Here is a 24,849-nt window from a genome sequence, read left to right on the forward strand (position 1 = left end):
GGAACTGCCAGGCAAATTATCCGATGCGGCGATCGTCCGAGTGGGTGTCTTCTTCGGTTTCTCGAGTATCATCCTCGGACGGGTATGTTGCAGCCGTCCGCCGAAACCTTGCGAGCACTTCTTCGCCGTCCGTGGAGGCTCGCGTTCTCTCCATGATCTCGCGTTCCTTGGCTGCCTGCTCCCAGTGATGCTGGCTGCAGCCCCAGGGCCGACCGGCTGCTTCCCAAATGGCGTAGGCCCTCTTGCTGATCCACTCGAACCGTTCGTCCGTCATTTTTTCCTCCTTAATGGACGCTCCCACAACTGCGGGTGAATGCGAATGTTCCCTATGGGGAACAATAATGATTCTGATGTGTTCCACCCTAGGTTCGGAACTTCACAGGCTCATGAATCCATGACAGCAAGAGGAGGATCGAATGGCTTTGACGTTGATCAGCAAGGCCTTTGCTGAGAATGCGCCGATACCGAGCAAATACGCGCTGGATGGAGAAAATATATTCCCGCCGCTTGCCTGGGGCGGCGCTCCCAAAGGGACCCAAAGCTTCGCGTTGATCATCGAGGACCCGGATGCGCCGGCGGGAACATTCCGCCATTGCGGCATCGCCAATATCCCGGCGGAGTGGAGCGGCTTGGTTGAAAACGTGGATGCTATGCAGGAGCAGGCGCTGCGTTTCTATAAGAATGATTTCGGCAATGCCCGTTACGACGGTCCGCGTCCTCCGGCAGGCGATCCGCCCCATCGGTACGTTTTCCGGCTTGCCGCGCTCGATGTACCGCGGATGACGCTTCCCGAAGCCGCTGGCGCGGAAGCCATGTGGCAGAAAGTGAAGAAACACATGCTTGCAGAGGCAAGCCTTACTGGCAGCTACCAGTCGTAAGCCACGCTTTGCAGGCAGACATGATCGGCGGTTCCTGCCGCCGAGGGATGGTTGCAATGAGCAGAAGAGACCCAGACGGTGCGCACAAACAGGAACCGCGCACGTTTTCCGCGGAAGATGCACGCCAAGGCGAGATCATCCTGAAGCGACGGTGGCAGCGTCTGGTGTTCATCGGCGGACTTGCCGCCGTAGTCCTCGTTATCCTGCTGGTGCGCTTTGCCGGATAGGCCAGTAAATTTCAACCTCATCCAAAGGAGATGTCATCATGCCAGCAAAGTCGAAATCACAGCAAATGGCCGCCGGTGCGGCGCTTGCCGCCAAACGTGGCGAACGAAAGAAGAGCGAACTGAAGGGTGCGTCGAAAAGCATGGTCGACTCCATGAGCGAGAAGGAGCTTCACGACATGGCCTCGACCAAGCAAAAGGGAAAGCCGCAGCACGCATCCAAGTCCTGAGGTCCAGGAACGCTGCACCGCGGTATTTCCCGCTGCTCTATCGCCTCCACCGCCAATTTGAGACTTCCGGCATATCCTCGCCGTGCCGGCGGACGTAATCGTGATGCTTGGTGAGTTTTGCCTTCAGGCCATCCACGACCTCCGGCACCTTCTCCGATAGGCCGGGGATACGATTGATCGCCTCCAAGGCGAGATGGTAGCGATCGAGTTCATTCAACACGGTCATGTCGAATGGCGTGGTCGTTGTACCCTCTTCGATGAAGCCGCGAACATGGATGTTGTCATGGTTGGTCCGCCGATAGGTCAGGCGGTGGATCAGGTAGGGATAGCCGTGATAGGCGAAGATTACTGGCTTGTCCGTGGTAAAGATCTGATCGAATGCCTGATGATCGAGACCATGCGGATGCTGTTGTGGGTCCTGCAGAGCCAGGAGATCGATCACGTTGACCGTGCGGATCTTGAGATCGGGGATCGCCTCGTGCAGCAGCATGACGGCAGCAAGCGTCTCCATGGTCGGGACATCCCCTGCGCAGGCCATCACGACGTCAGGGGCGATGGTGTTGTCTTCGTAGCTCGCCCAATCCCAGATGCCGACGCCGGTCTTACAATGGGCGGCCGCTTCGTCGATGCTGAGCCATTGCGATTCCGGCTGCTTGCCGGCGACGATGACGTTGATCCGGTCATAGGTCCTGAGGCAATGATCACCGACCCATAGCAGCGTATTGGCGTCCGGCGGCAGATAGATGCGCACGATGTCGGCCTTCTTGTTGGCGACCAGATCGACGAAGCCCGGATCCTGGTGGGAAAAGCCATTGTGATCCTGTCGCCAGACATGCGACGTCAACAGATAGTTCAGCGACGAGATCGGTTTGCGCCAGGGCAGTTCGCGCGAAACCTTCAGCCATTTGGCATGCTGGTTGAACATGGAATCGACGATATGGATGAAGGCTTCATAGCACGAAAAAAGCCCATGCCGACCCGTGAGCAGGTAGCCCTCCAACCAGCCCTGACATAGATGCTCGCTGAGCACCTCCATCACCCGCCCGTCGCGGGACAGATGGACGTCGTAATCCTCGATCTCCTCCATCCAGACCCGATTCGTGGCTTCGAAGACGCTGCCGAGCCGGTTCGATTCCGTCTCGTCGGGACCGAAGATGCGAAAATTCCGCTTGGCATCATTGAGCTTCAGCGTGTCGCGCAAGTAGTGCGCCAGGATTTCGGTGGATTGTACCTGCTTGCTGCCGCGCTCGCCGATCTCCACGGCGTAGTCTTCGATGGAGGGAACCAGAAGCTCCTGGCGCAACAGGCCGCCATTGGCGTGGGGATTGGCGCCCATGCGCCTTTCGCCCCGCGGCGCCAGCGCTTGCAGCTCCTCCTTCAGCCGCCCGCTGTGATCGAAAAGATCGTCCGGATCGTAGCTGCGCATCCAGTCTTCCAGGATCTTGCGATGCGCCTCGTCGCCGCGGCAATTGGCGACCGGCACCTGATGCGCGCGCCAGAAACCTTCGACCTTTTTGCCATCGACCTGCTTAGGGCCGGTCCAGCCTTTCGGACTCCGCAGCACGATCATGGGCCAGCGCGGCATGCTTTCGGACGACGTTTGTTCACGTGCGTTTCTTTGTATGTCGCGGATGCGGTCGAACACCTGGTCAAACGTGCCGGCCATCGCCTGATGCATGGCGGGTGGTTCATGTCCCTCGACGAAGAAGGGTTCGTAGCCATAGCCTGAGAGTAGCTTGCGCAGATCGTCGTCATCTGCGCGGCCGAGGATCGTCGGGTTGGCGATCTTGTAGCCGTTGAGGTGGAGGATGGGCAGTACCGCACCATCGCGCGCCGGATTGAGGAACTTGTTGGAATGCCAGCTCGCAGCCAGAGGTCCGGTTTCCGCCTCGCCATCGCCGACGACGCAGGCAACAATCAGATCGGGATTGTCGAAAGCGGCGCCGTAGGCATGTACCAGCGCATAACCCAGTTCGCCGCCCTCGTGGATGGAGCCGGGCGTTTCCGGTGCGGCGTGGCTCGGAATGCCGCCTGGGAAGGAAAACTGCTTGAACAGCCGTTGTATGCCTTCCGTCGTCTCGGAAATATCCGGATAGATCTCACTATAGGTACCCTCGAGATAGGTGTTGGCGACCATGCCGGGACCGCCATGGCCGGGGCCGCATATATAGATGACGTCGAGATCACGCATCTTGATGATGCGGTTGAGGTGGGCATAGATGAAATTCAAGCCGGGCGTCGTGCCCCAGTGGCCGAGCAGTCTCGGCTTGATATGCTCAGGCTTCAGCGGTTCGCGCAGCAGCGGATTGTCCATCAGATAGATCTGGCCGACCGACAGATAGTTTGCCGCTTTCCAGTAACGGTCGATCAGGGAGAGTTCCTCGGGCGAAAGCGGTGTGGTCACGGCATTCATCTGCGTCTCCTCGTTTTTGTCAGGCGATGAGGGCATGCGCCTCCTCGGCGATCACACGTTCCTCGTCGGTCGGGATCACGAATAGCTTCACGCGGCTGGATGCCGCGTTGATCGAGGTCAAATTGCTGTCGTTTGCATCTTCATCGATCTCAATACCCAGCCACTGCAACCTTCGTGCGACACGCGTCCTGATCTGCGGCTGGTTTTCACCGATGCCGGCGGTGAAGACGATGGCGTCGAGACCGCCCGTCGTTGCGCATAGCCGCCCGATCTCGCCTGAGATGCGCAAGCAGAACAAATCTATGGCCTCGGCCGCTTCCGGGCTCTTGTCATCGAGGAGAACCCGTGTGTCGCCGCTGATACCGGAGACGCCGAGCAAGCCGCATTGATGGTAGAGAAAATCCTCGATCCGTTCGGGCTGCGGCATTCCCGTCCTCATGAGGTAGAGCAGGGCGCCTGGATCCAGCCAGCCGGGACGCGTTGCCATGGGGATGCCGTCGAGCGCCGAAAAACCCATACTCGTGTCGCGGCTAATGCCGTTTTCCATCGCGCACAAGCTGGCGCCGCTGCCGAGATGACAGGTGACAACCTTGCCCTTCGCTACCTCCGGATCGATCTCGCGAAGCTTCGCGGCGATGTATTTGTAGGAGAGCCCGTGAAAGCCGTAGCGGCGCACGCCGTCGTCATGCATGGCGCGGGGTATCGCCAGCCGCCGCACGACGTCGGCTTGCGACGAATGAAAGGCCGTGTCGAAGGAGGCGGTCTGCTGGACGTCCGGCCGCAGCGTTTGCATCGACCGAATGGCACGCAGAGCCTGCGGCTGGTGCAGAGGCGCAAGAGGAACAAGCTTCTCGATCCGCTCGATTGCAGCCTCATCCAAGAGGGCAGCCTCCTGAAACGCCATGCCGCCGTGAACGACGCGATGGGCGACCGCCCGGAGCTTGCCGGGAAGATGGGCAAGCAAATGATCCAGCGTGTCGGAGATCACGGAGACGAACTGCGTGCCATTATCGCCCCTGATCGTCTTCTCGTATCTATCCGTGCCGATGGAATAGCGGAGCATCAGCGGGCTCTGATCGAAATCGATCTTGCCGCGGCCGACATTCCTTGCCCCTTCGGTCGCCAGCCCGAAGACCCCGATTTTCAAGGTCGAGGAGCCGGCATTGAATGTCAGCAAGACATCGTCAGACATATCAGCCTCGAATGAAGGGTGTCGACTACCGGAAGCTAGCGCACTCCAGCCCGGAGGCAACCGGGCATAGGGCCGCAGCTCCTCTTATCGATATCGGTCTGTCGCATAGCGCTTCCGTTGACCGCCTGTTCAAGAGAGCTGCGCATTCCGCGTGTCGTCAGATTTCCATCACATCTTCGAATGCTTCGGGGAAGCTTTCGCGCGCCACTTTCTCGTTGATGACGAGCATGGCCTCATAGGAGAGCGGATCGAAATCCTTGTCGGCGGGCAGTACCTCCCGTCCGAACAGGAGGTTCAGCCGAGCGGCATCGAGATTGCCTCGTTCGAAAGGTTCCGCTCCGAAATAATGCCAAAGCGCGTGCAGGAATGCGGCGTCGATCAGATGTTCCTGCGATCCCGGCCGCGCACGCCGCGGCAGTTTCTTGATCGGCGTCACGCCCTTGGGATTTGCGCGGCGAATGGTGAATTGCACCCCCGTACCCGGCATGCCGGAAGGAAAGCCGCGGTGTTTCGTCATATCGGGAAGCTTGCCCATGGCTGCTGCTCCTCTCTTGTTAAGCGATCGGATAGTGCCTTTTCCGATGTCAGGCAAGCCGATGCGATGGAGAAGGCCGTGTAGCATCTACTCTGTCGTGATTTCCCCGCGCCAGTCAATTGCGGGACGAGGCTTCGTTGTGGAAGCGGCGCCGTCCTGGCTCGGCAACGGGGCAAGTTCTCCGTTCCGAAGTTAAGGATTAGCGCTCGCCAGGAAGCGGAGGCACTTGTCGAGGAGAGCCCTGCACCGAAAAATACAGTTCCACATCAAGCAAATGATACATGAGCGCGGCGAGGGCGACAAAAAGAACAGTGCCTAGAATGAACCGAAGAAATGTCGGCCACAAGTAAACCATGATGATCGGCGTCAGACGTGCCAACATCGAAAGCCAATCGATAAGCGTGGGCGTCTTCCGTTTGTACATGATGTTTCCCTTGAGGGGTTGCCGATATCGTTCGTCGCATCACTGTTCCCACGGAAGGCCGCATTCCTATCGAGGGTCCTTCGTGTCAACAGCGGCTGCCGCATCAACAAAATGGCGATTGGTCGCCGCCAGCGTCGGAAGACAACATGAACATCGTGCAGGTTTCATGGAGACAACATGCAGGCTTGGTGGATCGATTCCCAATGCCCTTCAACTCCGGTATCCATTTTACTTTTACGTAAGGTTCACTAAGCTCTCCCATTAACATGCAATTCGCGGAGGGGGAACGAATGAGCAGTCGTGCAGATGTGGTGATCGTCGGAGCCGGCCTCTCGGGCCTTGTTGCCGCTTGCGAGCTGATGGAGCGCCGAAAGCGGGTGATCCTTGTCGATCAGGAGCCGCGTGCAAGCCTCGGAGGGCAAGCCTTCTGGTCGCTCGGCGGGCTGTTCATGATCGATACGCCGGAACAGAGGCGATTGCGTATTCGCGACAGTCTCGATCTCGCCCGTCAGGATTGGCTGGGGGCGGCGGGTTTCGACCGGCCCGAGGATTTCTGGCCGCGTGCCTGGGCGGATGCTTATCTCAATTTTGCCGCCGGCGAAATGCGCAGCTGGCTGCATGGGCTCGGCATGCGCTGGTTTCCCGTCGTCGGCTGGGCGGAACGTGGCGGAGGCCTTGCCGACGGACATGGCAATTCCGTGCCGCGCTTCCATCTCACCTGGGGCACGGGTCCCGGCGTTCTCGATCCATTCCTAAAGCGGGTTTTGGCGGCGGAGAGGGAAGGCAAAATCGAGCTGTTGTTCCGCCAGCGGGTGACGCGGCTGATCGGCGATCGCGGTGGTATAACCGGCGTGGAAGGCGAGCTTCTGGCGGAGGATGGTACCCCCCGTGGTCGGCAATCGAACCGTGACGTCGTGGGGGATTTCCGCATCGAGGGGGCCGTGATCGTGGCAAGCGGCGGCATCGGCGGCAATCCGGAACTGGTTCGCCGCGCCTGGCCCGTCGAACGTCTTGGCGCACCCCCGGAGCGGATGCTGAGCGGCGTGCCTCATCACGTGGATGGCTTGATGATCGGTCATGCCGAGGCGGCCGGCGCGCGGCCGATCAATGGCGATCGGATGTGGCACTATACCGAAGGCATTGCCAACTGGGATCCGATCTGGCCGAACCACGGTATCCGTATCCTGCCTGGCCCGTCCTCCCTCTGGTTCGACGCCAATGGCAATCGCATGCCGGCGCCTTGCCTGCCGGGCTTCGACAGTCTTGCGACGCTGCGGCACATCTGCAAGCTCGGTCACGGTTACAGCTGGTTCGTCACCACGCAGAAGATCGTCAAGAAGGAGTTTGCCCTTTCGGGCTCCGAACAGAATCCGGATCTTACGGGACGCGACATCGGGCTCCTTCTGCGCAGCCGCTTAGGGTGGTCGGCTCCGCCGCCGGTGGAAGCCTTCAAGGCGAAGGGTCGGGATTTCATCGTTGCTGAAACGCTGGAAGAACTGGTTGCCGGCATGAACCGTATCGGCGACCACCCGCTCGACCTTGCGCATCTGCGTTCCCAGATAGAAGCTCGTGATCGCGAGTTGGACAATCCTTTTGCCAAGGATGCCCAGATCGTCGCTTTGAGACAGGCACGCGGCTATCTCGGCGATCGATTCATGCGCACGGCCCCACCTCATCGCATATTGGATGCGAAGGCCGGCCCACTGATTGCAGTGCGCCTTAACATTCTCACGCGAAAATCCCTGGGCGGACTGGAGACCGATCTGAATAGCCAGGCGCTCGGACAGAGCGGCGCGCCCATACCGGGATTGTATGCTTGCGGTGAAGCGGCGGGCTTTGGCGGCGGTGGATATCACGGCTACAATGCGCTGGAAGGCACTTTCCTGGGAGGATGCATTTTCTCTGGCCGCAAGGCGGGGCAGGCAGCGTGAGCCGGTCGAATTAACCGCTCCTTCACGGGAGGGTGTCCGACGACACTGCGAGGGCATGCAGTCTCGTCGGACGCTGCAATGCCCGGCTCGGGGGTGGCGTCCAAGCCGGTAGAGTAAGTTATAGCATCTACCAGAGGTTTATTTAACCTACCCGAATGGACGGCTGAGAGCCCGGCGACTTGGGAGGGCAAACGGGGGATCATTCATGTTCGCCGGTCGGCTTGCGAAGGTTCGTTAGGCTTTTCGCCAATGGCGCGAACGCAGAATGTATAGAAGGATCCTCGCTCTTTCGAAATAGCCACGCGTTGCGGGCGAGCTGCCATCGCCATGTAGCGAGGAAGCCTGGCGGAACTTGCGACCGAAGTGGAGCGGCACGGCGTTGCCGGCAATCTCATATCCTGCAATGAACTGTCGTTCGGGTATGGGACGATGCACGCCAGCGAGTGGCCAGTGATATTGACCAACCATCTCGCTCGATCCGTCCCTATGGGTTTTGACGACGATAAAAGGCCACGCCGTAAGCGCCAAAGCGCCGATAAGGAGAAGCATGGGAGGAGAGCAGCGAAGCAACATTCGGAAATCCAGATTGTTGCCAAGCCACTAGAAGCCGAAGATTGCGTCGGCATTACACATGCTCGAAAAAGTTGAGTCACGCCCGCAAGCAGGATCGCGGCAGGTTTGCTGCGATCCAGGGTTGATGCGCGTCAGATCTCAGTTGTTGTCATTTTTGCCGAACCAGAAGTCGAGCTCGCGTATGCGACGCTTGTCATAGGGTTGATCCGGCGATTTGATCTGCCAGCTGTCATCATCAGCCAGGCCGGTCCACTTCGGCGTGCCGCCCTGCTTCTGCACGGATTGCCGCCAGCGATACTGGGCATAGATTTCCATGATCTTGCCGGCATATTGGCTGGCAAGATCGCCGTTGCCGGTGATGATCACCAGGTTCTCGTCGTTCACGCCGCTCGCCTTAGGGCCCATATTGTGGGAGCCGGTCATGACGACGGGATTGGGACCATATGGATCGACGATGACGACCTTGCTATGGACCATGGCGTGAGCCGTCGGCAGCTTCAGAACTTCCTTCTGCCAATAGGCGAAACGGCCGGGGATCGCGGCGGGCAGGACGACGTCGGCATTGGCGTCGATCCTCTCGCCTCTGTTGAACAGCACGACAGGGTTCTTTGCCGTACCCGGATTCTGGTTGACCACGCCCTGGATGTAGAGATCGGGTTTGAACGAAGGGCTCGAGGGAGAGGCAAGCTCGATGATGTCGTTGAGAAGCGTACCGCGAGGTCCGGGATTGAACATTGCGAACAGGATGCCCTGCTGGGCGCCACGGATCAGCTCGCCTGCCTGTTCAAGGTCGAGCCCTTCGCGCATTGGCGTGAACCAGACCGTGGTATTTTTCGCTTTCGGCGTTGTTCTGGGCTCGGCATTGCTTTGATAGAGGGCGGGCGGGGAATCGTTGCCGTCGGCGGCCAGCGTCTTCCACTGATCGAGATAGAATTGCGCCACGGCCGGGTTGTCGATCAGGAGCGCATTATTGGCCTGGGTGCAAAGGCCGGTCATTGTCCAGTTCGTGCTGCCGGTCCATACGGCCTGGGGCGATTTGTCGGCGCCGCAGATGACCAGGAATTTGTTGTGCGCCAACGCCCGCGGCGCGCTCATGCGATCCCTGACATCGTAGGAAGATAGTTCGGATCGGGCATCCTCATTTTCGTCCTCTCCCTTTTTCTTGACGCTGCCATTGCCCAGCACGATATGGGCGCGTTTCTTGAAGCCCTGCAGCAGCGGAATGAGTTCAGGATCGTCCAGCTCGAACAGGGCGGCATAGATATGGCCGCCATTCGACCTGACATCATTGAGGAGCGATACCAGCTTGTCGCGGATCGGCCCTGCGAGGAACTGGCGGATTGGGTCCTCCGGGTTGGCGATCGCCTTCTTGAGCTTGGTGGTGGCAGCCTCTTCCGGCAATAGGCGGGCAAGCCATTGGCTGGCGACGATGCCCCGGTTGAAATAGCAGCTGACATGGCCGCTGGTTTCCGCTCCGATCTGCACGGCATCGCTCCAGTCCGATACATGGTCAGGCGATTCCCGCAATGCCGTCTCGGGGCCGATCATGGCGGAGACCTTGTAGGCGACGACATCGCCGGGATTGACGGCGAAATCGGACCAGAGATATTTCTGGATCGGCCACTCCGTGGTCGGCTTGCGCGTGCCTTCCTCGACCGCCGGTCCGTCGGCGAAGCCGACCCAGCTCGCGACGATCTCCTCGTGAAAGCCGTCGGGGTCGACATCCGAGATCGTATTCGGGCTTTGCGGGCTTCCCGCTGCCCGCTTGATCTTTCGTCGCAAGGCAAAGCCACGGCACTGGTCGATGAAGTCGCTGCGCCAGGCAATAAGAGCGCTATCCACACCGGGATGCACGATGAGACTGATGTTCATTGGACCTCTCCCTCGATGATTGCTTCAGTTGCTACGATTGCTGCCAGGCATGAAATCAGTGCTGACGCTCCTCGCCGCGAGACCTTGGATAGCAAGGTGCGTCAGCTAAGCGGCGCCCCCGTCTGGTCGTCCGTCTTGAGCGCCTGAACGCTAAAGCGCACGAACAGGGCGATGGTCTCGCCGCCCGTAAAACGTATGAATAGCCCGCCATCGCCGTGGACACGATTGTCGTCGGCGAAACTGCCGGAGTTGCCTTGCATGAAGTGGATATCGTGGACGCCGCGTTCCGGGCTGAAATGAAAGGTTTCGTCGCTGCCATGGTCCTGAAAATACTCACCGAAGGCAACGATGACGGCGCCCGTGTCGGCCTTGGCGCGTTCGATCTGTGCATCGAGCATGTTGGAGAGCGACAGCTGCGCGCCATCGGCCGGAATGGCTGTCATGTCGTCGATCGGGAAGAGCGTATCTCGGATATAGTCGAGACCTTCTCCATCGGGTCCGGTCTGCAAGGGCTTGAAACCCGCGGGCCCTTCGGCGATGCCGGCAATGTCGTGGCCACTATTGTCCTTGAAGTCCGGGTCGTAGTGAACCAACACTTCGCTGCCATCAACGGACTGGACATTGACGGCAATGCGGAAATCCTCGTCATTCGCTTTGACCCAGATCTCGTAATGCGGCGAGGAGCCTGACGGCTTCATCGTGCCATCGGCGACCTTGCCGACCAGCACCCCGTAGGTGCGCTGGGCATTCCTGGGTTTTCGACGTTGACGTGTCATGAGAAAGGACCTTCATTACGGGCTGGATAATGCTTGCTGATCGCCTGCCAACAGCTTTTGCGGCATTTGGGATTAGACTCCAGGCAGGAATTTGCGCTGAAACTGAAAACCGTGTCTAACCGACTGCCGGGCCAGTTAGGTGGCTTTATCCCACTTTGCGTCACGGTCGTGACGATCTCATGAATTGCTCTGTGGGCCCTAAAGATGGGCGCAATGCCATTTTGATTTAGCAGTCTTTAGAGCAGCAGTGGATTGGTGATTCCATAGTCGCCTATGAAAATTTCCCTCCAAGTCGAAATGTGATCTTGCGTATCGAGGCAAGTGGGGCAAGAGTTCCCGAACCCCCTGGCGCCGGTGCGGCACGGCGCGAAAAATTTCGGCAGACTGTATGAAAGCACCCAAAAGAATCGGCATTCTGGACGTCGCCCGGCTGGCTGGCGTATCCGCGACGACGGTATCCCGCGTCCTGAACGGCCAGGCTGACAGCCGCATCAGCCTGGAGACGCAGGAGCGGGTCAAGGCAACGGCAAGCAGCGTCGGCTATGTCGTCAACCGTCTGGCAACATCGCTTCGGACGCACAAGACCGGTGTCTTCGGTGCGATCGTCAACAGCCTCTCCGGCCATTATCAGCCGCATCTGACAAGTCGCCTCCAAATCGTGGCGCAGCGCCGTGGCGTGGAACTGCTGGTCGCGCAGGCCAAGGCGGACGCCGGCGAGATCGCCGGCCAGCTGCGCCTGTTTCAGCAGGATTTCTTCGATGGTGTCATCATGGTCAGCGATCTTCCGGGCCAACAAGCGCTCTGCGATCACCTTGATCTCATGGGCAAGGCACATGTGACGCTTGGCGCGGGACTGACGGGGCCGCTTCCCGCGGTTCTCACCGACGACCGGCAGGGCATAAGATTGCTGTTCGATCATCTGGTGGAGCTCGGACACCGCCGCATCTCCTTCGTCTACCGCGTCAGTCGCAGCGCGCTTCGCGATCGGATGTCGATTTTTCAGGACGCGGTTGCCAGCAGCGCGGGCTTGGTTGTCGGCGACGTCATTTCCTTTGAGAAGGGCGAGCGCGACCGCAAGCTCCTTGCGGATATCTTGGCATCGCCGCAATGCCCGACGGCGCTGATCTGTGGTAGCGACGGGCTTGCGATCGAAGTCGTCGCTTTCCTGCGCGATCTCGGCCTTCGGATCCCCACCGATATTTCCGTGGTCGGCTATGACAACGTGCCCGATACCGCCTATTGGGCCCCGCCTCTGACGACGGTCGCACAGCCGACGGATGCACTGTGCGAAGCATCGCTTGATCTTCTGATTGAGCTTTCAAATCTTCCGTCGGATCTGCGCGTTGAAAAGCGTCCGATCCGGTTCGTTACTCCCGAACTTGTCATACGTGCGTCATCGAGCTCGCCTAGCTTGCGGCCATTCTCCCTTGCGTAGAAGAAACGATGGTTCTGAACGCAAGTGGCCGTATTTTATTTGCGCAAACGTTTGTGCAAAGATTTGATAGGAGAGTGTGCCGATGTCCGAATTTCTGCTCACCGGCCTCAACAGCCCGGTCACCCGTCGTACGACCCTTCTTATGGGAGCCGGCGCCGGCCTCTCCGCCTTCATCCCGGCGCTGTCCGCTTCCGCTGATGAAAACGCCGATAAAAGGCCGGAACTTCGTATCGCCGTTCAGATGAATCCGGTCTCGCAGGAGCCCGTCGACGCCGCCAGCAACGTCGCCTTCCGCAACAACTATTCCATCCACGAGACTGTGCTCGCGCTCGACATGCGCGGCGATTTTTCGGTCAAGCCCAATCTCGCGACGTCCTGGACCTGGATCTCCTCGACCGTGCTCGAAATGAAGCTGCGCCCTGGTGTGATCTTCCATGATGGCCGGGAGATGACCGCCGAAGACGTTGCCTTCTCCTTCGGCCCTGAGCGGCTCCTGAACAAGGACGCGCCGGGCCATCCGACCTATCGCACTAATTTCACCAGCCTCGACCATGTCGAGGTGGTCGATCCGCTGACGGTCCGCTTCGTCACCAAGTTCCAGGACCCGATCTTCCTGCAGCGCCTTGCATCCTATGCGGCCGTTGTCATCAGCAAGGATGCCTGGCAGAAAAACGGCGGCAACTGGACGACCTGGCGGCAGAAGCCGGTCGGCGCCGGCCCCTATAAGGTCGAAAGCTATACGGCCAATGAGAGCGTGGTTCTCGCCGCTCACGATCCGGCCTATCGTGGCAAACCGGCCGCCAAGCGCGTGACCTTGCGCATCGTGCCGGAGGTTTCCTCGCGCATTGCCGGCCTGCTGGCCGGCGACTACGACATTGCGACGGACTTGCCGCCGGACCAGCTCTCGGTTGTTACCGCGAGTACCGATCACGAGATCGTCGGCGGTCCGGTTCCGAACAATCGCATTCTGTTCTTCGACAAGAACAATCCCGCGCTGAAGGACCCGCGCGTTCGCCAGGCACTCATCCTCGCCATCGATCGCCAGGCGATCGTCGACACGATCTGGAACGGCCGCACGAAAGTACCGAACGGGCTGCAGTTCGAGCTCTATGGCCCCGTCTATCTCAAGGATTATCCGGCCTATCAGTACGATCCCGATCGCGCGATGCAGCTCCTGAAGGATGCCGGCTATAATGGCGAGGAGATCGAGATCCGCTCGCAGAACAATTACTACACGGCGGAAAACCCGGTGACGCAGGCCGTTGTCGCCATGTGGCAGGCTGTCGGCGTCAATGCCAAGATGAAGTTCGTGGAGTCGGGCAAGCTGTTTGAGAACTCGCCAACCCGCGCGACCGGCAACTGGTCGAGCACAGGCCAGGTCCCCGACCCCTATATCTCCTTCTTCACGCAGTTCAGCTCGGCCGGCAATCTGAGCTCGTTCAAGATCTGGCAGAATCCCGATTTCGATGCGCTCGGCGCCAAGATGGAGCAGGCCGTCGATCCGGCCGACCGCGCCAAGATCTTCCGCGACATGCTGCATCTGATCGAATGGGAGGATCCGGGCGAGACCGTCCTGCATCAGAATGCCGTCTTCTTCGGCATCCGCAAGGGCATCAAGTGGCAGCCTCTGCCGGCCTTCCAGATGGATCTTGGCGCGGGCAGCCTTTCCTTCGAAGAGCAGAAGAGCTGAGCTTCCTCGCGATGGGCGTTCCAGTTCTTTCGGTCGACAATCTGAGCATCTCGTTCGGAACGGGCGCGGGGCGGTTTCATCCGGTCAACAACGTGTCTTTCGACCTTGCCGAGGGTGAGATCCTCGGCATCGTCGGAGAGAGCGGATCGGGAAAGAGTCTCACCTGCCTCGCGCTTGCTGGTCTTCTTGGGCCGAGCGCCAGTGCCACGGGCTATATTTCCTTCCAGGATGCCATGTACGACGCGGCCGAGCTCGGTCCGCGGTCAAGAGTGAAGCTGCCGCCGATCGGGCTGATCTTTCAGGAGCCTGTTTCCTGCCTCGATCCGGTCCGCACGATCGGCTCCCAGATCGCCGAGGCGGCTTTCAGCGCCGGTATGTCGACAAGGGAAGCCAGGGACGAGGCGCTCCGGCTTCTGGCGGAAGTCGCCATTCCACAGCCAGAGACGCGTTACAACGCCTATCCGGCGCAATTTTCCGGCGGCATGTGCCAGCGCGTGATGATCGCCACGGCGCTCGCCATGCAGCCGCGATTGATTATCGCCGACGAACCCACGACGGCGCTTGATGTGACGGTGCAGGCGCAGGTCGTCGCTCTCCTCGTCAAGGCGGTGCGCGAGCGCGGCATCCCCATGATCTTCATCAGCCACGATCTCGATCTCGTCTCGGAGGTCTGCGACCGTATCGCGGTCATGTATGCGGGCTCCCTGGTCGAGATCAATCGCACGGACGATCTCTACGACAATCCGCGCCATCCCTATACGCGCCTGTTGCTGGAGGCCATGCCCGGACGGGGCAGGCCGCTTGAGAAGCTCGCGGATATCCCCGGCGAGCTGAAGCTGCATGACGACCTGCCGCAGGCCTGCGCCTTTGCGCCCCGTTGTCCACGCGCGGAGCCGAATTGCGCGACGATGGTTCCGCCGTTGATTGCCGGTGCGGCGGCGCTTGCCTGCTTCAATCCATGGAGTGCCCATAATGCCTGAGAAGCAAGTCGCCGCCAATTCAGAGACGAGAATTGCACTTGCCGCCCGCGATCTGCAATTTTCCTATGCTCCGGGTTTTTCCCTTTGGCCGGGGCGCGCCAAGGGATTTCACGCGATCAAGGATGTGAGCCTGGAATTGAGACCCGGCGAAACATTGGGTCTTGTCGGCGAGTCCGGTTGCGGCAAGTCCACGCTTGCCTCCTTGCTCTGCGGCGACCGCGAGCCGACATCAGGCGAAATCACGCTGTTCGGTCAGTCCTTCAAAAGCCTGATGAAGCCGAACCGGCGCGGTCTGGCAAAACATCTGCAGGTTATTTCGCAGGATACGATGGGTGCGCTCGATCCGCGCCGGAGCGTCGGCCGTCAGATGGTGGAGACGCTCACCATCCACGGCATAGGCTATCCGGCAAGCCGGCTCGATCGCGCGGCGGAGGCGTTTAAAGCTGTCAGCCTGCCGGTCTCCGCCTTGCAGAAATTTCCGCATCAGCTCTCCGGCGGCCAGCGTCAGCGCGTCGCCATCGCCCGTGCTCTCGTGGTCGAACCGCAAATTCTGCTCTGCGACGAGCCGGTTTCGGCGCTCGACGTTTCCGTGCAGGCCCAGGTGCTCAACCTCCTGCTCGAACTGCAGCGGGCACGCGGCCTGTCGCTACTTTTCATCAGCCACGACGTGCGCGTGGTCCGTCATGTCTCGCATCGGGTCGCGATCATGGAGGCGGGACAGATCGTGGAAACCGGCCCGACCGAGGAAGTCTTCGCAAACCCGGTCCACCCCTATACCGCCAAGCTCCTGTCCGCTGTTCCTCGCGGGCGGCGCGGCAGGGCACGGCAGGCAGCGGCCATGCTTGAAACGCTCTGAGGGAACGGCAATGCTTCAATCCATCTTGCGGGCGTTTCTGCGAGCATTCGTGACCCTGTTCCTGGCGATGACCTTCACCTTCGTCATCCTGCGCGTCAGCGGTGACCCCTTGCATTCCCTTTTGCCGATCGAGACACCGCCGGAAGTCGTGGCGCTGATGCGGCAGCAATGGGGTCTCGATCAGCCGCTCTACATTCAATACTTCGCCTATCTCGGCCATCTCCTGCGCGGCGATTTCGGCACGTCGCTATTGAACGGGCAGGATGCCCTGACGCTGGTTCTGTCGAAAGTCCCGGCGACGCTGGAATTGATGGGCGCTGCCCTCATATTGGCGTTTGGCGCCGGCGTACCCTTCGGCATTCTGGCCGCGCGCAACCGCGGCGGACTTATCGACCGCCTTGTCATGGCGCTTGCGGTACTGATGCATTCGCTTCCGAATTTCCTGATCGCCATCCTGCTCATCCAGCTTTTCGCCGTCTCCCTGCGGATCTTGCCGAGCGGCGGGGGATCGACGATGGCGCATCTCGTCATGCCCGTTCTGGTCATTGGCCTTTACAATGCCGGCATCATCGCCCGCTTCGTCCGCTCGAGTGTGCTGGAGGTGCTGGGCCAGCGATTCATATTGGCGGCGCGCGCCAAACGCATCGGCGAAAGCGCCCTTTTGTGGCGGCATATCATGCCGAATGCGGCCTTGCCGCTTCTGACCATGCTCGGCTTCCTTGTTGGTGGCATGATCGGCGGGGCGGCCGTGGTCGAGAGTGTTTACGCCTGGCCGGGTGTCGGCCGCTTTCTCGTCTCCTCCGTCGCGCAGCGCGATCTGAACATCGTGCAGACCATCGTGCTGCTCATCACGGCGACGATGGTGACGGCCAATCTCATGATCGATTGTCTCTACATTCTCGCTGATCCGCGTCTGCGGCATCGCGCATCGGCCTGATCGGCCGCCTCGAAAGGTAAAACCATGGCGAATGCAGCGACCGGCGCCGATGTTCCTCGCAAAACCAGATCGGAGCGATCTTTTCAACCCAGGCTTCGGTTCGATTTGATGACGGCCATTTGCGCCATTGTTCTCGTAACCTTCATCACGGTTGCGATCTTCGCCAATGTCCTTGCGCCCCATGGTTTTGCACAGATCGATCTTCATGCCCGCAAGGCGCCGCCGATCCTGTTCGGCGGCTCATTCAAGCATATTCTCGGCACGGACGAGCTTGGCCGCGATATTCTAAGCCGCATTTTCTATGGATTGCGCACCAGCCTGTTGATCGCGCTCGGCGCGTCGGCGATCAGCCTGGCGCTGGGCACGGTGCTTGGGCTGCTTGCCGCTTTCGGTCGCGGATTTGCCGATATGCTGATCCGCGTCGCCGTCGATTTTCAGGCCTCGATGCCGTTCCTCATCATTGCCCTCGCCGTTCTCGCCTTCTTCGGCGACAATCTCTGGCTTTTCATGGCGTTGCTTGGCCTCTACGGCTGGGAGCGTTACGCGCGGTTGGTGCGCACCATGGCAGGGCTGGAGCTGGAGCGAGGCTATGTCGCGGCGCTGAGACGAAATGGTGCGGGAACGGGGCGCATCGCCTTCCTGCATGTTTTGCCCAACACGCTCTCTGTCGTCCTCGTCAACCTCACGATCGTCCTGCCGGAAATCCTGCTGCAGGAATCGGCGTTGAGCTTTTTGGGCCTTGGCATCCAGCCGCCGCTTGTCAGCCTCGGCAGCATGGTCGGCGCTGGCCGCGACTATGTAATGACCGAGTGGTGGATCGCCATCCTGCCGGGCATCGTGATCTTCATCCTGTCGCTGTCGATCAGCCTGATTGGCGACTATCTGCGCGATGTTCTCGATCCGACACTTCACTAGCTTGCCCCCTAAAGAACTGACTCCAAGGAGACTTGCATTGCCTTTGCCCCTTCACGCCGCTCGTCGTGGTTCGCTCCGCATCGCCGCTCATCGCGGCTTCAGCCGGCGCTTCCCGGAAAACACTATTCTCGCCTTCCAGGCGGGTGTGAACGCAGGCGCCAACGAGTGCGAAATCGACCTTATGCTGACGCGCGACGACCAGATCGTCGTGATTCACGACAGAACGCTTGATCGCACGACCAATGGCTCCGGCTTCGTTGCCGATCACGATCTCCAGCACATTCTTTCGCTTGATGCCGGCGCGAAATTCGACGCGCGCTTCGCCGGAACCCGCGTGCCGACGCTTGCCGATACGCTGCTGTGGGCAAAGCAAACGGATACCCGCCTAGCGATCGAAATGAAGGAGCCGGAGCGTGCCGATCGTCTCATCGATATCATGATCGCGACACTGCGAGAGCTCGACGCGTTTGACCATGTTGCCATATCCTCCTTTGATCATATCGATCTACGGCGGGTGAAAGAGCTCGAACCGCGCCTTCAGACGGAAGCGATCCTCCACCATCGTCCGGTAGACATCGTCGCCTCGATGCGCGCCGGCGGCATTGATGGCGTCTCGTTGGAATTGAACCGCTTTCACCGCACTGACGCAGAGGCGCTGCAGCAGGCCGGCATTGCAGTGCGTCTGAGCCTGCCGCTGCCGGAAAAGCTTGCCATGTTCTGGCAGGGTGGCCGCGACCTTCTTCCCATGATCCGCGGCTGCGTCAGGGACCGGCTGGTCGATGCCCTTATCGGCGACGATGTGGATTTCCTCCGCATGCTGAGCACGAGCGCCTGAGAATAGCGCCGTCGATCGCCGCTTGACTTATTCATAGCTTGTCAGCTATTGATCTAATCAATAGCCAAAGAGTTATGAATCGGTATGGCAAACGCCCATGATCCCATTTTCCGAGCGCTCGCCGATCCGACGCGGCGGGCGATATTCGAGCGATTGTGCCGTGACGGCGATCAGACCGTCGTCGCACTTACGGCTTATGCCGGCGTCTCCCAGCCGGGCGTTTCAAAGCATCTCGCCGTTCTGAAACAGGCGGGGCTGGTATGCGACCGGCATGAAGGACGCCAGACGCATTATAGCGCACAACGAAACGCTCTTGCGTCGTTGCGTGACTGGACGAGCGAAATGGCCGGTTTCTGGGAAGACAAGTTCGATGATCTCGAAGACTTGCTCGATCGGATGGATCAATGAAAGCGGCATTGGGCGAGGTGCGCGCTGTCGTGGTTGAGCGCGAAATTGCGCATCCGCCGGCAAAGGTCTGGCGCGCACTCACACAGCCGCATCTGATCGCAGAGTGGTTGATGAAGAACGACTTCGTTCCCGTCCTCGGACATCGGTTTAGCTTTCGTGGCGATTGGGGTGGCGTCCTGGATTGCGAAGTGCTCGTCGTCGAGCCGAACGCCAGGCTGTCCTATCGATGGAATTTCGCACATGATGACCCGGCTTTCGATCTGAAGAGCGTTGTGACCTTCACGCTCACGCAGACGGACAAGGGAACGCATCTGCGCATGGAGCAGGTCGGCTTCCGACCGGACCAGAAGCAGGCCTATAGCGGTGCCAAGGCGGGATGGCGGCAGTTCCTCGAAAGACTTGAACAGGTGCTGGCAGAAGTGAAGTGAGACCCATTGCTCGCAAGCCCGGAATACAATCATGCGAGCATGGTCCGGCCGCTTGCTTTCACCACGCCGTGCGCGAGCTGACGGTGTGGATGATTCAGAAGGCCGGAATATGAAGTGGATGAGGACATGATTACCGATATCGAGGACTTCTTTACCAAGGGATGTGGGCGCTGCGAACGCTTTGTGACGCCGGACTGCTCGACGAGGCTGTGGATTGACGGTCTGAACGAACTGCGTCGAATCTGCCTGGAGGCGGGGCTCGTCGAGACGGTGAAGTGGGCTCATCCGTGCTACATGCATGAGGGACGCAACATCGTGATCATCGGTGCCTTTCGTGGCGATTTTCGCCTCACTTTCTTCAACGCGGCACTGATGAAGGACCCTGAGGGCGTGCTCGAAAAGCAAGGTCAGAATACCCGGCATCCCGATATGATCCGCTTTGTGAGCAATGACGCCGTGGCGAAAATGGAGCCCGTCATCCGATCTTATCTGAAGGAGGCAATGGGTTATGCCGAGGCCGGCATCAAGCCGCCGAAAGAACAAAGCGATATCGAATTGCCTGACGAGCTGATCGAGGCGCTGGATTCCGATCCCGAATTGGCGGAGGCTTTCCATGATCTGACGCCGGGGCGAAAGAAAAGCTATGTGATCAACCTCGGCTCCGTGAAGAAGTCCGAAACCCGGACCGCGCGAATTGCGAAGTTTCGCAATCATATTCTCGCCGGAAAGGGCGCGCTGGAGCGGTAGCCGACAGTTAATCCCTCCTGCTTCTCGATTGCCTCATCCACCGATGAGATCGAATGGCCGCGCAATCCCAAGTCAGTTCGGTTTGGGATAATACCACGCATAACCAAAATGATAGCGATCCGGCTCCTTTCCGTAGTAATACGGAAGGGCAATGTCCTGTTGTGGTGGCAACTGTGTCGCCGCTCCGAATTTCGATGTGAGCCATTGCTGCAGTGCATTCGGCATGGTTGATTGATGTCCGTCCCGCTCGTTCCAAACCAGCAGGACCGGTCCATTTCCTATGGCCTGCGGGCTTAAATCCGACGCAGGATATTCCGTCGATATGATCGATGTGCGCGGCATGTTCACACGCAGATTGCCGGCCTTGAGCCAGGTTGTCGTCACGACTGCCGAGGGTTGTTTTCCTTCTACGGTAACGACTTTATCCACGAAGGTGGCGTATGGCGCGTTCAAATGCTCATAAGAATGGAAAAACCGCGCGAAAAGGACACCTCCGGCTATGATCAGAGGCAGCGAAATCATCATGACGATGGGCAGGTAAAGGAATTTCTTTATATCGGCCTGGCTTTGCAGTCCCGCTGCGTCGAGCTTCAGACAGAAATAGGCCGGTAGTAGAAACAGGAAGGGGAGCAGCCAGCGGTCACGAAACTCCGTAAGCGTGATCACCAGTATCAAGATCAGCAGGATCGCGAAGGTGCTTGAAAGTATCCTTCCGACAAAATCACTCCATTCGCTTCTGGCACGCAGCGAACGCAGGAATGATTGACGGAAGAACAGCAGAAAGATCACGCACGTAGGGGCAACGATTGCGACACTGGTTTTGACAAGTTCTAGAAGTCCGAAACCGATATCGGAAAGCTTTCCGCCGGCGCCTTGTTCCGACATTGTGTGGACCGTCGTTGCCAGCACCCGGTCCATATTGGAGACCATCCATATCGCGTGCGGCAGGAACACGAGAACGGCGATCGCCAGCGTTAGCAGAAGGCGCCAGTCGATCAGCCTTTTTCGCCCGACCGGATGCAAGAAGGTCGCGACGAGGACGCTGATGATCACCAGAGCGAAATTGTATTTCGTCAGCATGCCAAGTCCGGCCCAAAGGCCGATCAGCGTATAGGAGATGAGCGTCGGGCGACGAATGGTCGCAACGACGAAGTAGATGATCATGAGCACCGCAAGCAGGGTGCCGACGGTATGCGTCAGGTCTCTCTGCGCCTGCCAGAACATCTGCGGCATCGTCAGGAGCGATAGCGTCCCGACCGCCGCCAGGCTTTTGTCGGTCACAAGTAATCGCAAAAGCTTGTAATAGGCGAGATAGACGAGGAAAAGTAGGAGATTCTTCACGATGACGAGCGATGCGACGCTCGTGCCGAAGATTTCGAAGATGCCGTACTGAATCCAGTTGTAGAGCGGTGGCTGGGCGTCATAACCCCAGGCGAGCCATTGGCCGACGAGAAACTGCTGTGCTTCGTCGATCCGCAGCGAGCTGGAGATGGCGATGCGGATGGCTGCCTGGACGATGAAATATATGGCCAGGCTTCCCGGTACCCACCAATATTCGGAGGGTGAGCTGCTGTCGATGGACGCAGCCTGCTGATGCGCACCCGCAAACCTGTCTTTTCCCAGAAAGTTCATCCGGTTCTCCCAGCGATTGCCACTATCGTCGCAGGCGCCATGTCATAGATGTCGCGGCGACACAATCGTTTTCAGTAAGATTTCAGGGGGCGGCATCTCGAGGGCAGATCTGATTTGCCAGATATTATTCCTTCGGTAGCCAGGTCGTCAAAGTATCCTCGTCGTTCTTCGCGTTCAGCGCTCCCGTATGACGCTGGGCGAATCCGCCTGGTCAGATAACCGCCTGTGGCTGCGGGAATATGAATGCCGCGGCACGTGCGAACAAGAATTTTTTCCAGTTGCTGCCTTAATTCGCATCGAACTTGTTGTCAAACATACCGAATGTATGTATATAGGAACCAAGCTTGGGCGAGGGGGCGTTTTCAAACTCCGAGTCCGCCACAATCCGACACACTGTGTCGGTAGCAGCAGCCCATCGTTCCAATCCGATGTGGCTGCCCACCCCGATCGGTTGACCTCCGATCAAGACGAGAAGGATTCGGCTTTCCCTCCGAATCCTTCTCTTTTTTGCCGACGAGACCGGCGAGACTCTCTTCGAACAGCAACGTGCTATCGAAATCGCGACGGCTCGGCTGCTTCAACGTTGGATAAACACCGGAGGATCGATTTCGTCGGAGCAGCTAGACAGGGAGTCCTGGGGCCTTATTCATCTAAAAGGGAACCTTTTGCCATCAAACGCTTTTCATTTGACGATTTTAGAAGCCATGTGGTTGTCATTTGTCGCGTTCATCCCCCAACGACCAGCAGCAGGCCCGAGCTCTCGTCCCACTTGGATTTCTGAATTTCTTCATGGCCGATGTTCAGGCGGGCATCGGACCCTTCCTTGGGGTTTTCCTCGTCGCCCATGGCTGGCAAAGCGGGTCGATCGGTTCCGTCATGACGATTGGCGGGATTGCGGGGATGGTGATGATGGCGCCTGCCGGAGCCTTCATCGATGAGACGACGCATAAGCGCACATGCGTGATCGTGCTCGGCATCTGCACCGTGCTCGCCTCCATGATCATATTGGTCTCGCAGCTCTTCTGGGTCGTGGCCCTGTCGCAGGTTGCGACCGCTATTGCCGGTGCCGCGATCGGGCCTGCCCTCAATGGCATCACGCTCGGCATTGTCCGGCAGGCGGGCTTCAATCGGCAGAATGGTTACAATCAGGCATTCAATCATGCCGGCAACCTCGTCGGCGCCGGGCTGTCGGGATGGCTCGGCTGGATGTTCGGGCTGACTGCCGTGTTCTGGTTGTCGGCCATCTTCGGCGTGCTGACCATCATTTCCGTGCTGATGATCCCGGCCGATGCGATCGACGATGACGAAGCGCGTGGCGCGATCCTTGCCGCCGTTGGTCCGATGGGGGAGATGGAGCCTTCCAGACACCGAAAACCGAGCGGTTTTAAAGTACTCGCCGAGTCGAAGCCGCTGCTGATCCTGGCGGGTGCGCTTGCGCTGTTCCATCTCGGCAACGGCGCGATGTTGCCGCTGTTCGGGCTGGCTGTTGTCTCTGCCGGTCACGCCGATCCCGCTGGCTTTGTTGCCCTGACCGTGGTGGTGGCGCAGGGCACGATGATCATCACCTCCTTGATCGCGATGCATATGGCGGAAAGGAGAGGGCAATGGCTCGTGCTGCTGATTTCGTTTGTCTCCTTGCCGATCCGCGGCTTCGCGGCGGCGCATCTGATTATATCCTGGGGTGTCTATCCCGTTCAGGTTCTCGATGGCATCGGCGCCGGCCTGCAAAGCGTTGCCGTGCCGACGCTCGTCGCCCGCATCCTGAACGGAACCGGCCGCATCAATGTCGGTCAGGGCGTCGTCATGACGATGCAAGGGGTCGGCGCATCCCTGAGCCCGGCGATCGGCGGCTGGCTGGCGCAGGAGATCGGCTATGGCACGATGTTCATGATCCTCGGCAGCTTTGCACTCGGGTCGATTGCGCTTTGGGTCGGGTTTCATGGCGTGCTGCGCGTAGCCGCTTCCGTACCGGGGCAGTCTCAGGGCGTGGTGTTCTCCGGCGATTGATTTGCTTATCGCCGCTCCGTCACAAGGCTTCGAGAGCGCGATCCTCCGGCGTATCCCGATCAATCCAACTTTATGGTTGCCCGGCCGCTTGTCAGATCCTGAATATTGTCAACGACCCGTTCGACCATCGAGGCGGCTATGGTCACACCAAGCACGGCTCCGGATTCGGTGAAGCGTTCCTCCACAAGCCGCACGCCTGCCTCTGCCAAAAGTTTCGCTTTCACCAGAGCGAGATGTGAAAACTGCACATCGATCGTTGCCGTAACGGTTGGGAGTATTTCTCTCTTCTCCGCGCCTTGCAGACATAGCGCGGCGGTGCCGCCATAAGCGCGGATCAGCCCGCCAGCACCCAAAAGAGTGCCGCCGAACCAGCGTGTCACGACGGCGACCACCATATCCAATTCGAAGCCGTCGATGGCCTGGAGGATCGGCTTGCCGGCGGTTCCGCCCGGTTCGCCATCATCGCTGAAGCGATAGGTTTGTCCGATACGCCAGGCCCAGCAATTGTGATTGGCATCCGTGACCGAGTGCTGTGCGACAAACGCCTTTGCTGCCTCGCTATCGGCAATCGGACCGGCCGTCGCAACGAACCGGCTTCGCTTGATTTCCTGATTGGCGGTGGCGATCGAAACAAGCTCAAACATACGGCCTCTTAGCCAATTTCGTGCACTCTGCGAAGAGGCAGCTGCCGCTGTTCCGAGAGACATGAGGTGGCGTGGGACAAAATGAATTGGATGAGGATCGCCGCGAGAGTTTCCCAGGCCTTCAATGGCGTAGCCGAAACTCGTTGAGCGTGGTCAAGGCGGGAAAGCTCTGCCTCATGGGCATGAGGCAGAGCAGAGAGCCTTATCGGCGCCTCGTGCGAAACTTTGTTGGGGGCGCAAGTATCGCACGCACATAGCTTACAACGGGTAGCTGAAACGTAGCTGAG

24 protein-coding genes are annotated in these 24,849 nt (G+C 59.3%); 15 read left to right on the forward strand and 9 right to left on the reverse strand.

The features are described 5' to 3' along the window. Positions 1–16: 16 nt before the first annotated feature. Complete coding sequence (locus AC13QY_RS07175; protein ID WP_488493067.1) at positions 17–274, reverse strand: DUF2934 domain-containing protein; 258 nt, start codon at positions 272–274, stop codon at positions 17–19. A gap of 142 nt (positions 275–416) precedes the next feature. Between AC13QY_RS07175 and AC13QY_RS07180 the strand changes: the two genes are divergently transcribed. From AC13QY_RS07180 to AC13QY_RS07190, 3 genes are read left to right on the forward strand one after another with little or no spacing between them, the layout of a single operon-like run. Continuing rightward, positions 417–878 carry a YbhB/YbcL family Raf kinase inhibitor-like protein gene (locus AC13QY_RS07180; protein WP_069615147.1) on the forward strand — a complete coding sequence of 154 codons (462 nt, stop codon included), beginning with the start codon at positions 417–419 and terminating at the stop codon, positions 876–878. A gap of 56 nt (positions 879–934) precedes the next feature. Beyond that, positions 935–1,105: a hypothetical protein gene (locus tag AC13QY_RS07185; protein WP_173004547.1), complete on the forward strand. Its 171-nt coding sequence runs from the start codon at positions 935–937 to the stop codon at positions 1,103–1,105. Positions 1,106–1,143: 38 nt separating this feature from the next. Then, a complete protein-coding gene (locus tag AC13QY_RS07190; RefSeq protein ID WP_095438378.1) occupies positions 1,144–1,332 on the forward strand; it encodes a DUF3008 family protein in 189 nt (62 codons plus the stop codon). Between the two features lie 37 nt (positions 1,333–1,369). Here AC13QY_RS07190 and AC13QY_RS07195 read toward each other — a convergent pair whose 3' ends face one another. The 4 genes from AC13QY_RS07195 to AC13QY_RS07210 all read right to left on the reverse strand — a co-directional run bounded on the left by AC13QY_RS07195 (position 1,370) and on the right by AC13QY_RS07210 (position 5,896). After that, a complete protein-coding gene (locus tag AC13QY_RS07195; RefSeq protein WP_488493068.1) occupies positions 1,370–3,745 on the reverse strand; it encodes a phosphoketolase family protein in 2,376 nt (791 codons plus the stop codon). 19 nt (positions 3,746–3,764) lie between these two features. Continuing rightward, complete coding sequence (locus AC13QY_RS07200) at positions 3,765–4,937, reverse strand: acetate/propionate family kinase (protein ID WP_488493069.1); 1,173 nt, start codon at positions 4,935–4,937, stop codon at positions 3,765–3,767. Positions 4,938–5,094: 157 nt separating this feature from the next. After that, positions 5,095–5,472 carry a hypothetical protein gene (locus tag AC13QY_RS07205; protein ID WP_113395106.1) on the reverse strand — a complete coding sequence of 126 codons (378 nt, stop codon included), beginning with the start codon at positions 5,470–5,472 and terminating at the stop codon, positions 5,095–5,097. A gap of 199 nt (positions 5,473–5,671) precedes the next feature. Next, on the reverse strand, positions 5,672–5,896 hold the full coding sequence (locus AC13QY_RS07210; protein WP_488493070.1) for a hypothetical protein: 225 nt from the start codon (positions 5,894–5,896) through the stop codon (positions 5,672–5,674). Between the two features lie 290 nt (positions 5,897–6,186). Here AC13QY_RS07210 and AC13QY_RS07215 point away from each other — a divergent pair, with 290 nt between their 5' ends. Next, the gene (locus AC13QY_RS07215; RefSeq protein ID WP_488493071.1) at positions 6,187–7,827 is read left to right on the forward strand and encodes an FAD-binding dehydrogenase; all 1,641 of its coding nucleotides are present in this window, start codon (positions 6,187–6,189) and stop codon (positions 7,825–7,827) included. 711 nt (positions 7,828–8,538) lie between these two features. Here AC13QY_RS07215 and AC13QY_RS07220 read toward each other — a convergent pair. Next, complete coding sequence (locus AC13QY_RS07220) at positions 8,539–10,272, reverse strand: phospholipase D-like domain-containing protein (RefSeq protein ID WP_488493072.1); 1,734 nt, start codon at positions 10,270–10,272, stop codon at positions 8,539–8,541. A 101-nt stretch (positions 10,273–10,373) separates the two neighbouring features. After that, a complete protein-coding gene (locus AC13QY_RS07225; protein ID WP_113331184.1) occupies positions 10,374–11,048 on the reverse strand; it encodes a DUF2278 family protein in 675 nt (224 codons plus the stop codon). A 388-nt stretch (positions 11,049–11,436) separates the two neighbouring features. Between AC13QY_RS07225 and AC13QY_RS07230 the strand changes: the two genes are divergently transcribed. The 10 genes from AC13QY_RS07230 (at position 11,437) to AC13QY_RS07275 (ending at position 20,279) form a co-directional block, all read left to right on the forward strand. Continuing rightward, positions 11,437–12,483, forward strand: coding sequence for a LacI family DNA-binding transcriptional regulator (locus AC13QY_RS07230; protein WP_488493073.1), 1,047 nt, complete (start codon positions 11,437–11,439; stop codon positions 12,481–12,483). A gap of 82 nt (positions 12,484–12,565) precedes the next feature. Continuing rightward, positions 12,566–14,173 (forward strand): ABC transporter substrate-binding protein, encoded by a 1,608-nt coding sequence (locus AC13QY_RS07235; protein WP_488493074.1) that lies wholly within the window; start codon positions 12,566–12,568, stop codon positions 14,171–14,173. 11 nt (positions 14,174–14,184) lie between these two features. Continuing rightward, complete coding sequence (locus AC13QY_RS07240; RefSeq protein ID WP_488493075.1) at positions 14,185–15,153, forward strand: ABC transporter ATP-binding protein; 969 nt, start codon at positions 14,185–14,187, stop codon at positions 15,151–15,153. Next, positions 15,146–16,009, forward strand: a complete 864-nt coding sequence (locus tag AC13QY_RS07245; protein ID WP_488493076.1) for an ABC transporter ATP-binding protein — start codon at positions 15,146–15,148, stop codon at positions 16,007–16,009. Before AC13QY_RS07240 ends, AC13QY_RS07245 begins: the two co-directional genes overlap by 8 nt. 10 nt (positions 16,010–16,019) lie before the next feature. After that, entirely contained in the window at positions 16,020–16,946 is a 927-nt protein-coding gene (locus tag AC13QY_RS07250; protein ID WP_113353298.1) for an ABC transporter permease, read from the forward strand. A 24-nt stretch (positions 16,947–16,970) separates the two neighbouring features. Then, positions 16,971–17,861, forward strand: coding sequence for an ABC transporter permease (locus tag AC13QY_RS07255; RefSeq protein WP_113395097.1), 891 nt, complete (start codon positions 16,971–16,973; stop codon positions 17,859–17,861). A gap of 37 nt (positions 17,862–17,898) precedes the next feature. Continuing rightward, positions 17,899–18,696 (forward strand): glycerophosphodiester phosphodiesterase, encoded by a 798-nt coding sequence (locus AC13QY_RS07260; protein WP_113331179.1) that lies wholly within the window; start codon positions 17,899–17,901, stop codon positions 18,694–18,696. A gap of 84 nt (positions 18,697–18,780) precedes the next feature. After that, the gene (locus tag AC13QY_RS07265; RefSeq protein ID WP_488493077.1) at positions 18,781–19,104 is read left to right on the forward strand and encodes an ArsR/SmtB family transcription factor; all 324 of its coding nucleotides are present in this window, start codon (positions 18,781–18,783) and stop codon (positions 19,102–19,104) included. Continuing rightward, a complete protein-coding gene (locus tag AC13QY_RS07270; RefSeq protein ID WP_488493078.1) occupies positions 19,101–19,532 on the forward strand; it encodes an SRPBCC family protein in 432 nt (143 codons plus the stop codon). Before AC13QY_RS07265 ends, AC13QY_RS07270 begins: the two co-directional genes overlap by 4 nt. 126 nt (positions 19,533–19,658) lie before the next feature. Continuing rightward, entirely contained in the window at positions 19,659–20,279 is a 621-nt protein-coding gene (locus AC13QY_RS07275) for a YdeI/OmpD-associated family protein (protein ID WP_488493079.1), read from the forward strand. A gap of 72 nt (positions 20,280–20,351) precedes the next feature. On the opposite strand, the gene AC13QY_RS07280 is transcribed toward AC13QY_RS07275, so the two are convergent. Next, positions 20,352–21,911: a glycosyltransferase family 39 protein gene (locus tag AC13QY_RS07280; protein ID WP_488493080.1), complete on the reverse strand. Its 1,560-nt coding sequence runs from the start codon at positions 21,909–21,911 to the stop codon at positions 20,352–20,354. A 717-nt stretch (positions 21,912–22,628) separates the two neighbouring features. Between AC13QY_RS07280 and AC13QY_RS07285 the strand changes: the two genes are divergently transcribed. Beyond that, on the forward strand, positions 22,629–23,918 hold the full coding sequence (locus AC13QY_RS07285; RefSeq protein WP_488493081.1) for an MFS transporter: 1,290 nt from the start codon (positions 22,629–22,631) through the stop codon (positions 23,916–23,918). Positions 23,919–23,977: 59 nt separating this feature from the next. On the opposite strand, the gene AC13QY_RS07290 is transcribed toward AC13QY_RS07285, so the two are convergent. Continuing rightward, positions 23,978–24,562 (reverse strand): IMPACT family protein, encoded by a 585-nt coding sequence (locus AC13QY_RS07290; RefSeq protein ID WP_488493082.1) that lies wholly within the window; start codon positions 24,560–24,562, stop codon positions 23,978–23,980. Between the last annotated feature and the right edge of the window lie 287 nt (positions 24,563–24,849).

The sequence above is a fragment of the Martinezella sp. CNPSo 3795 genome (assembly GCF_057784475.1).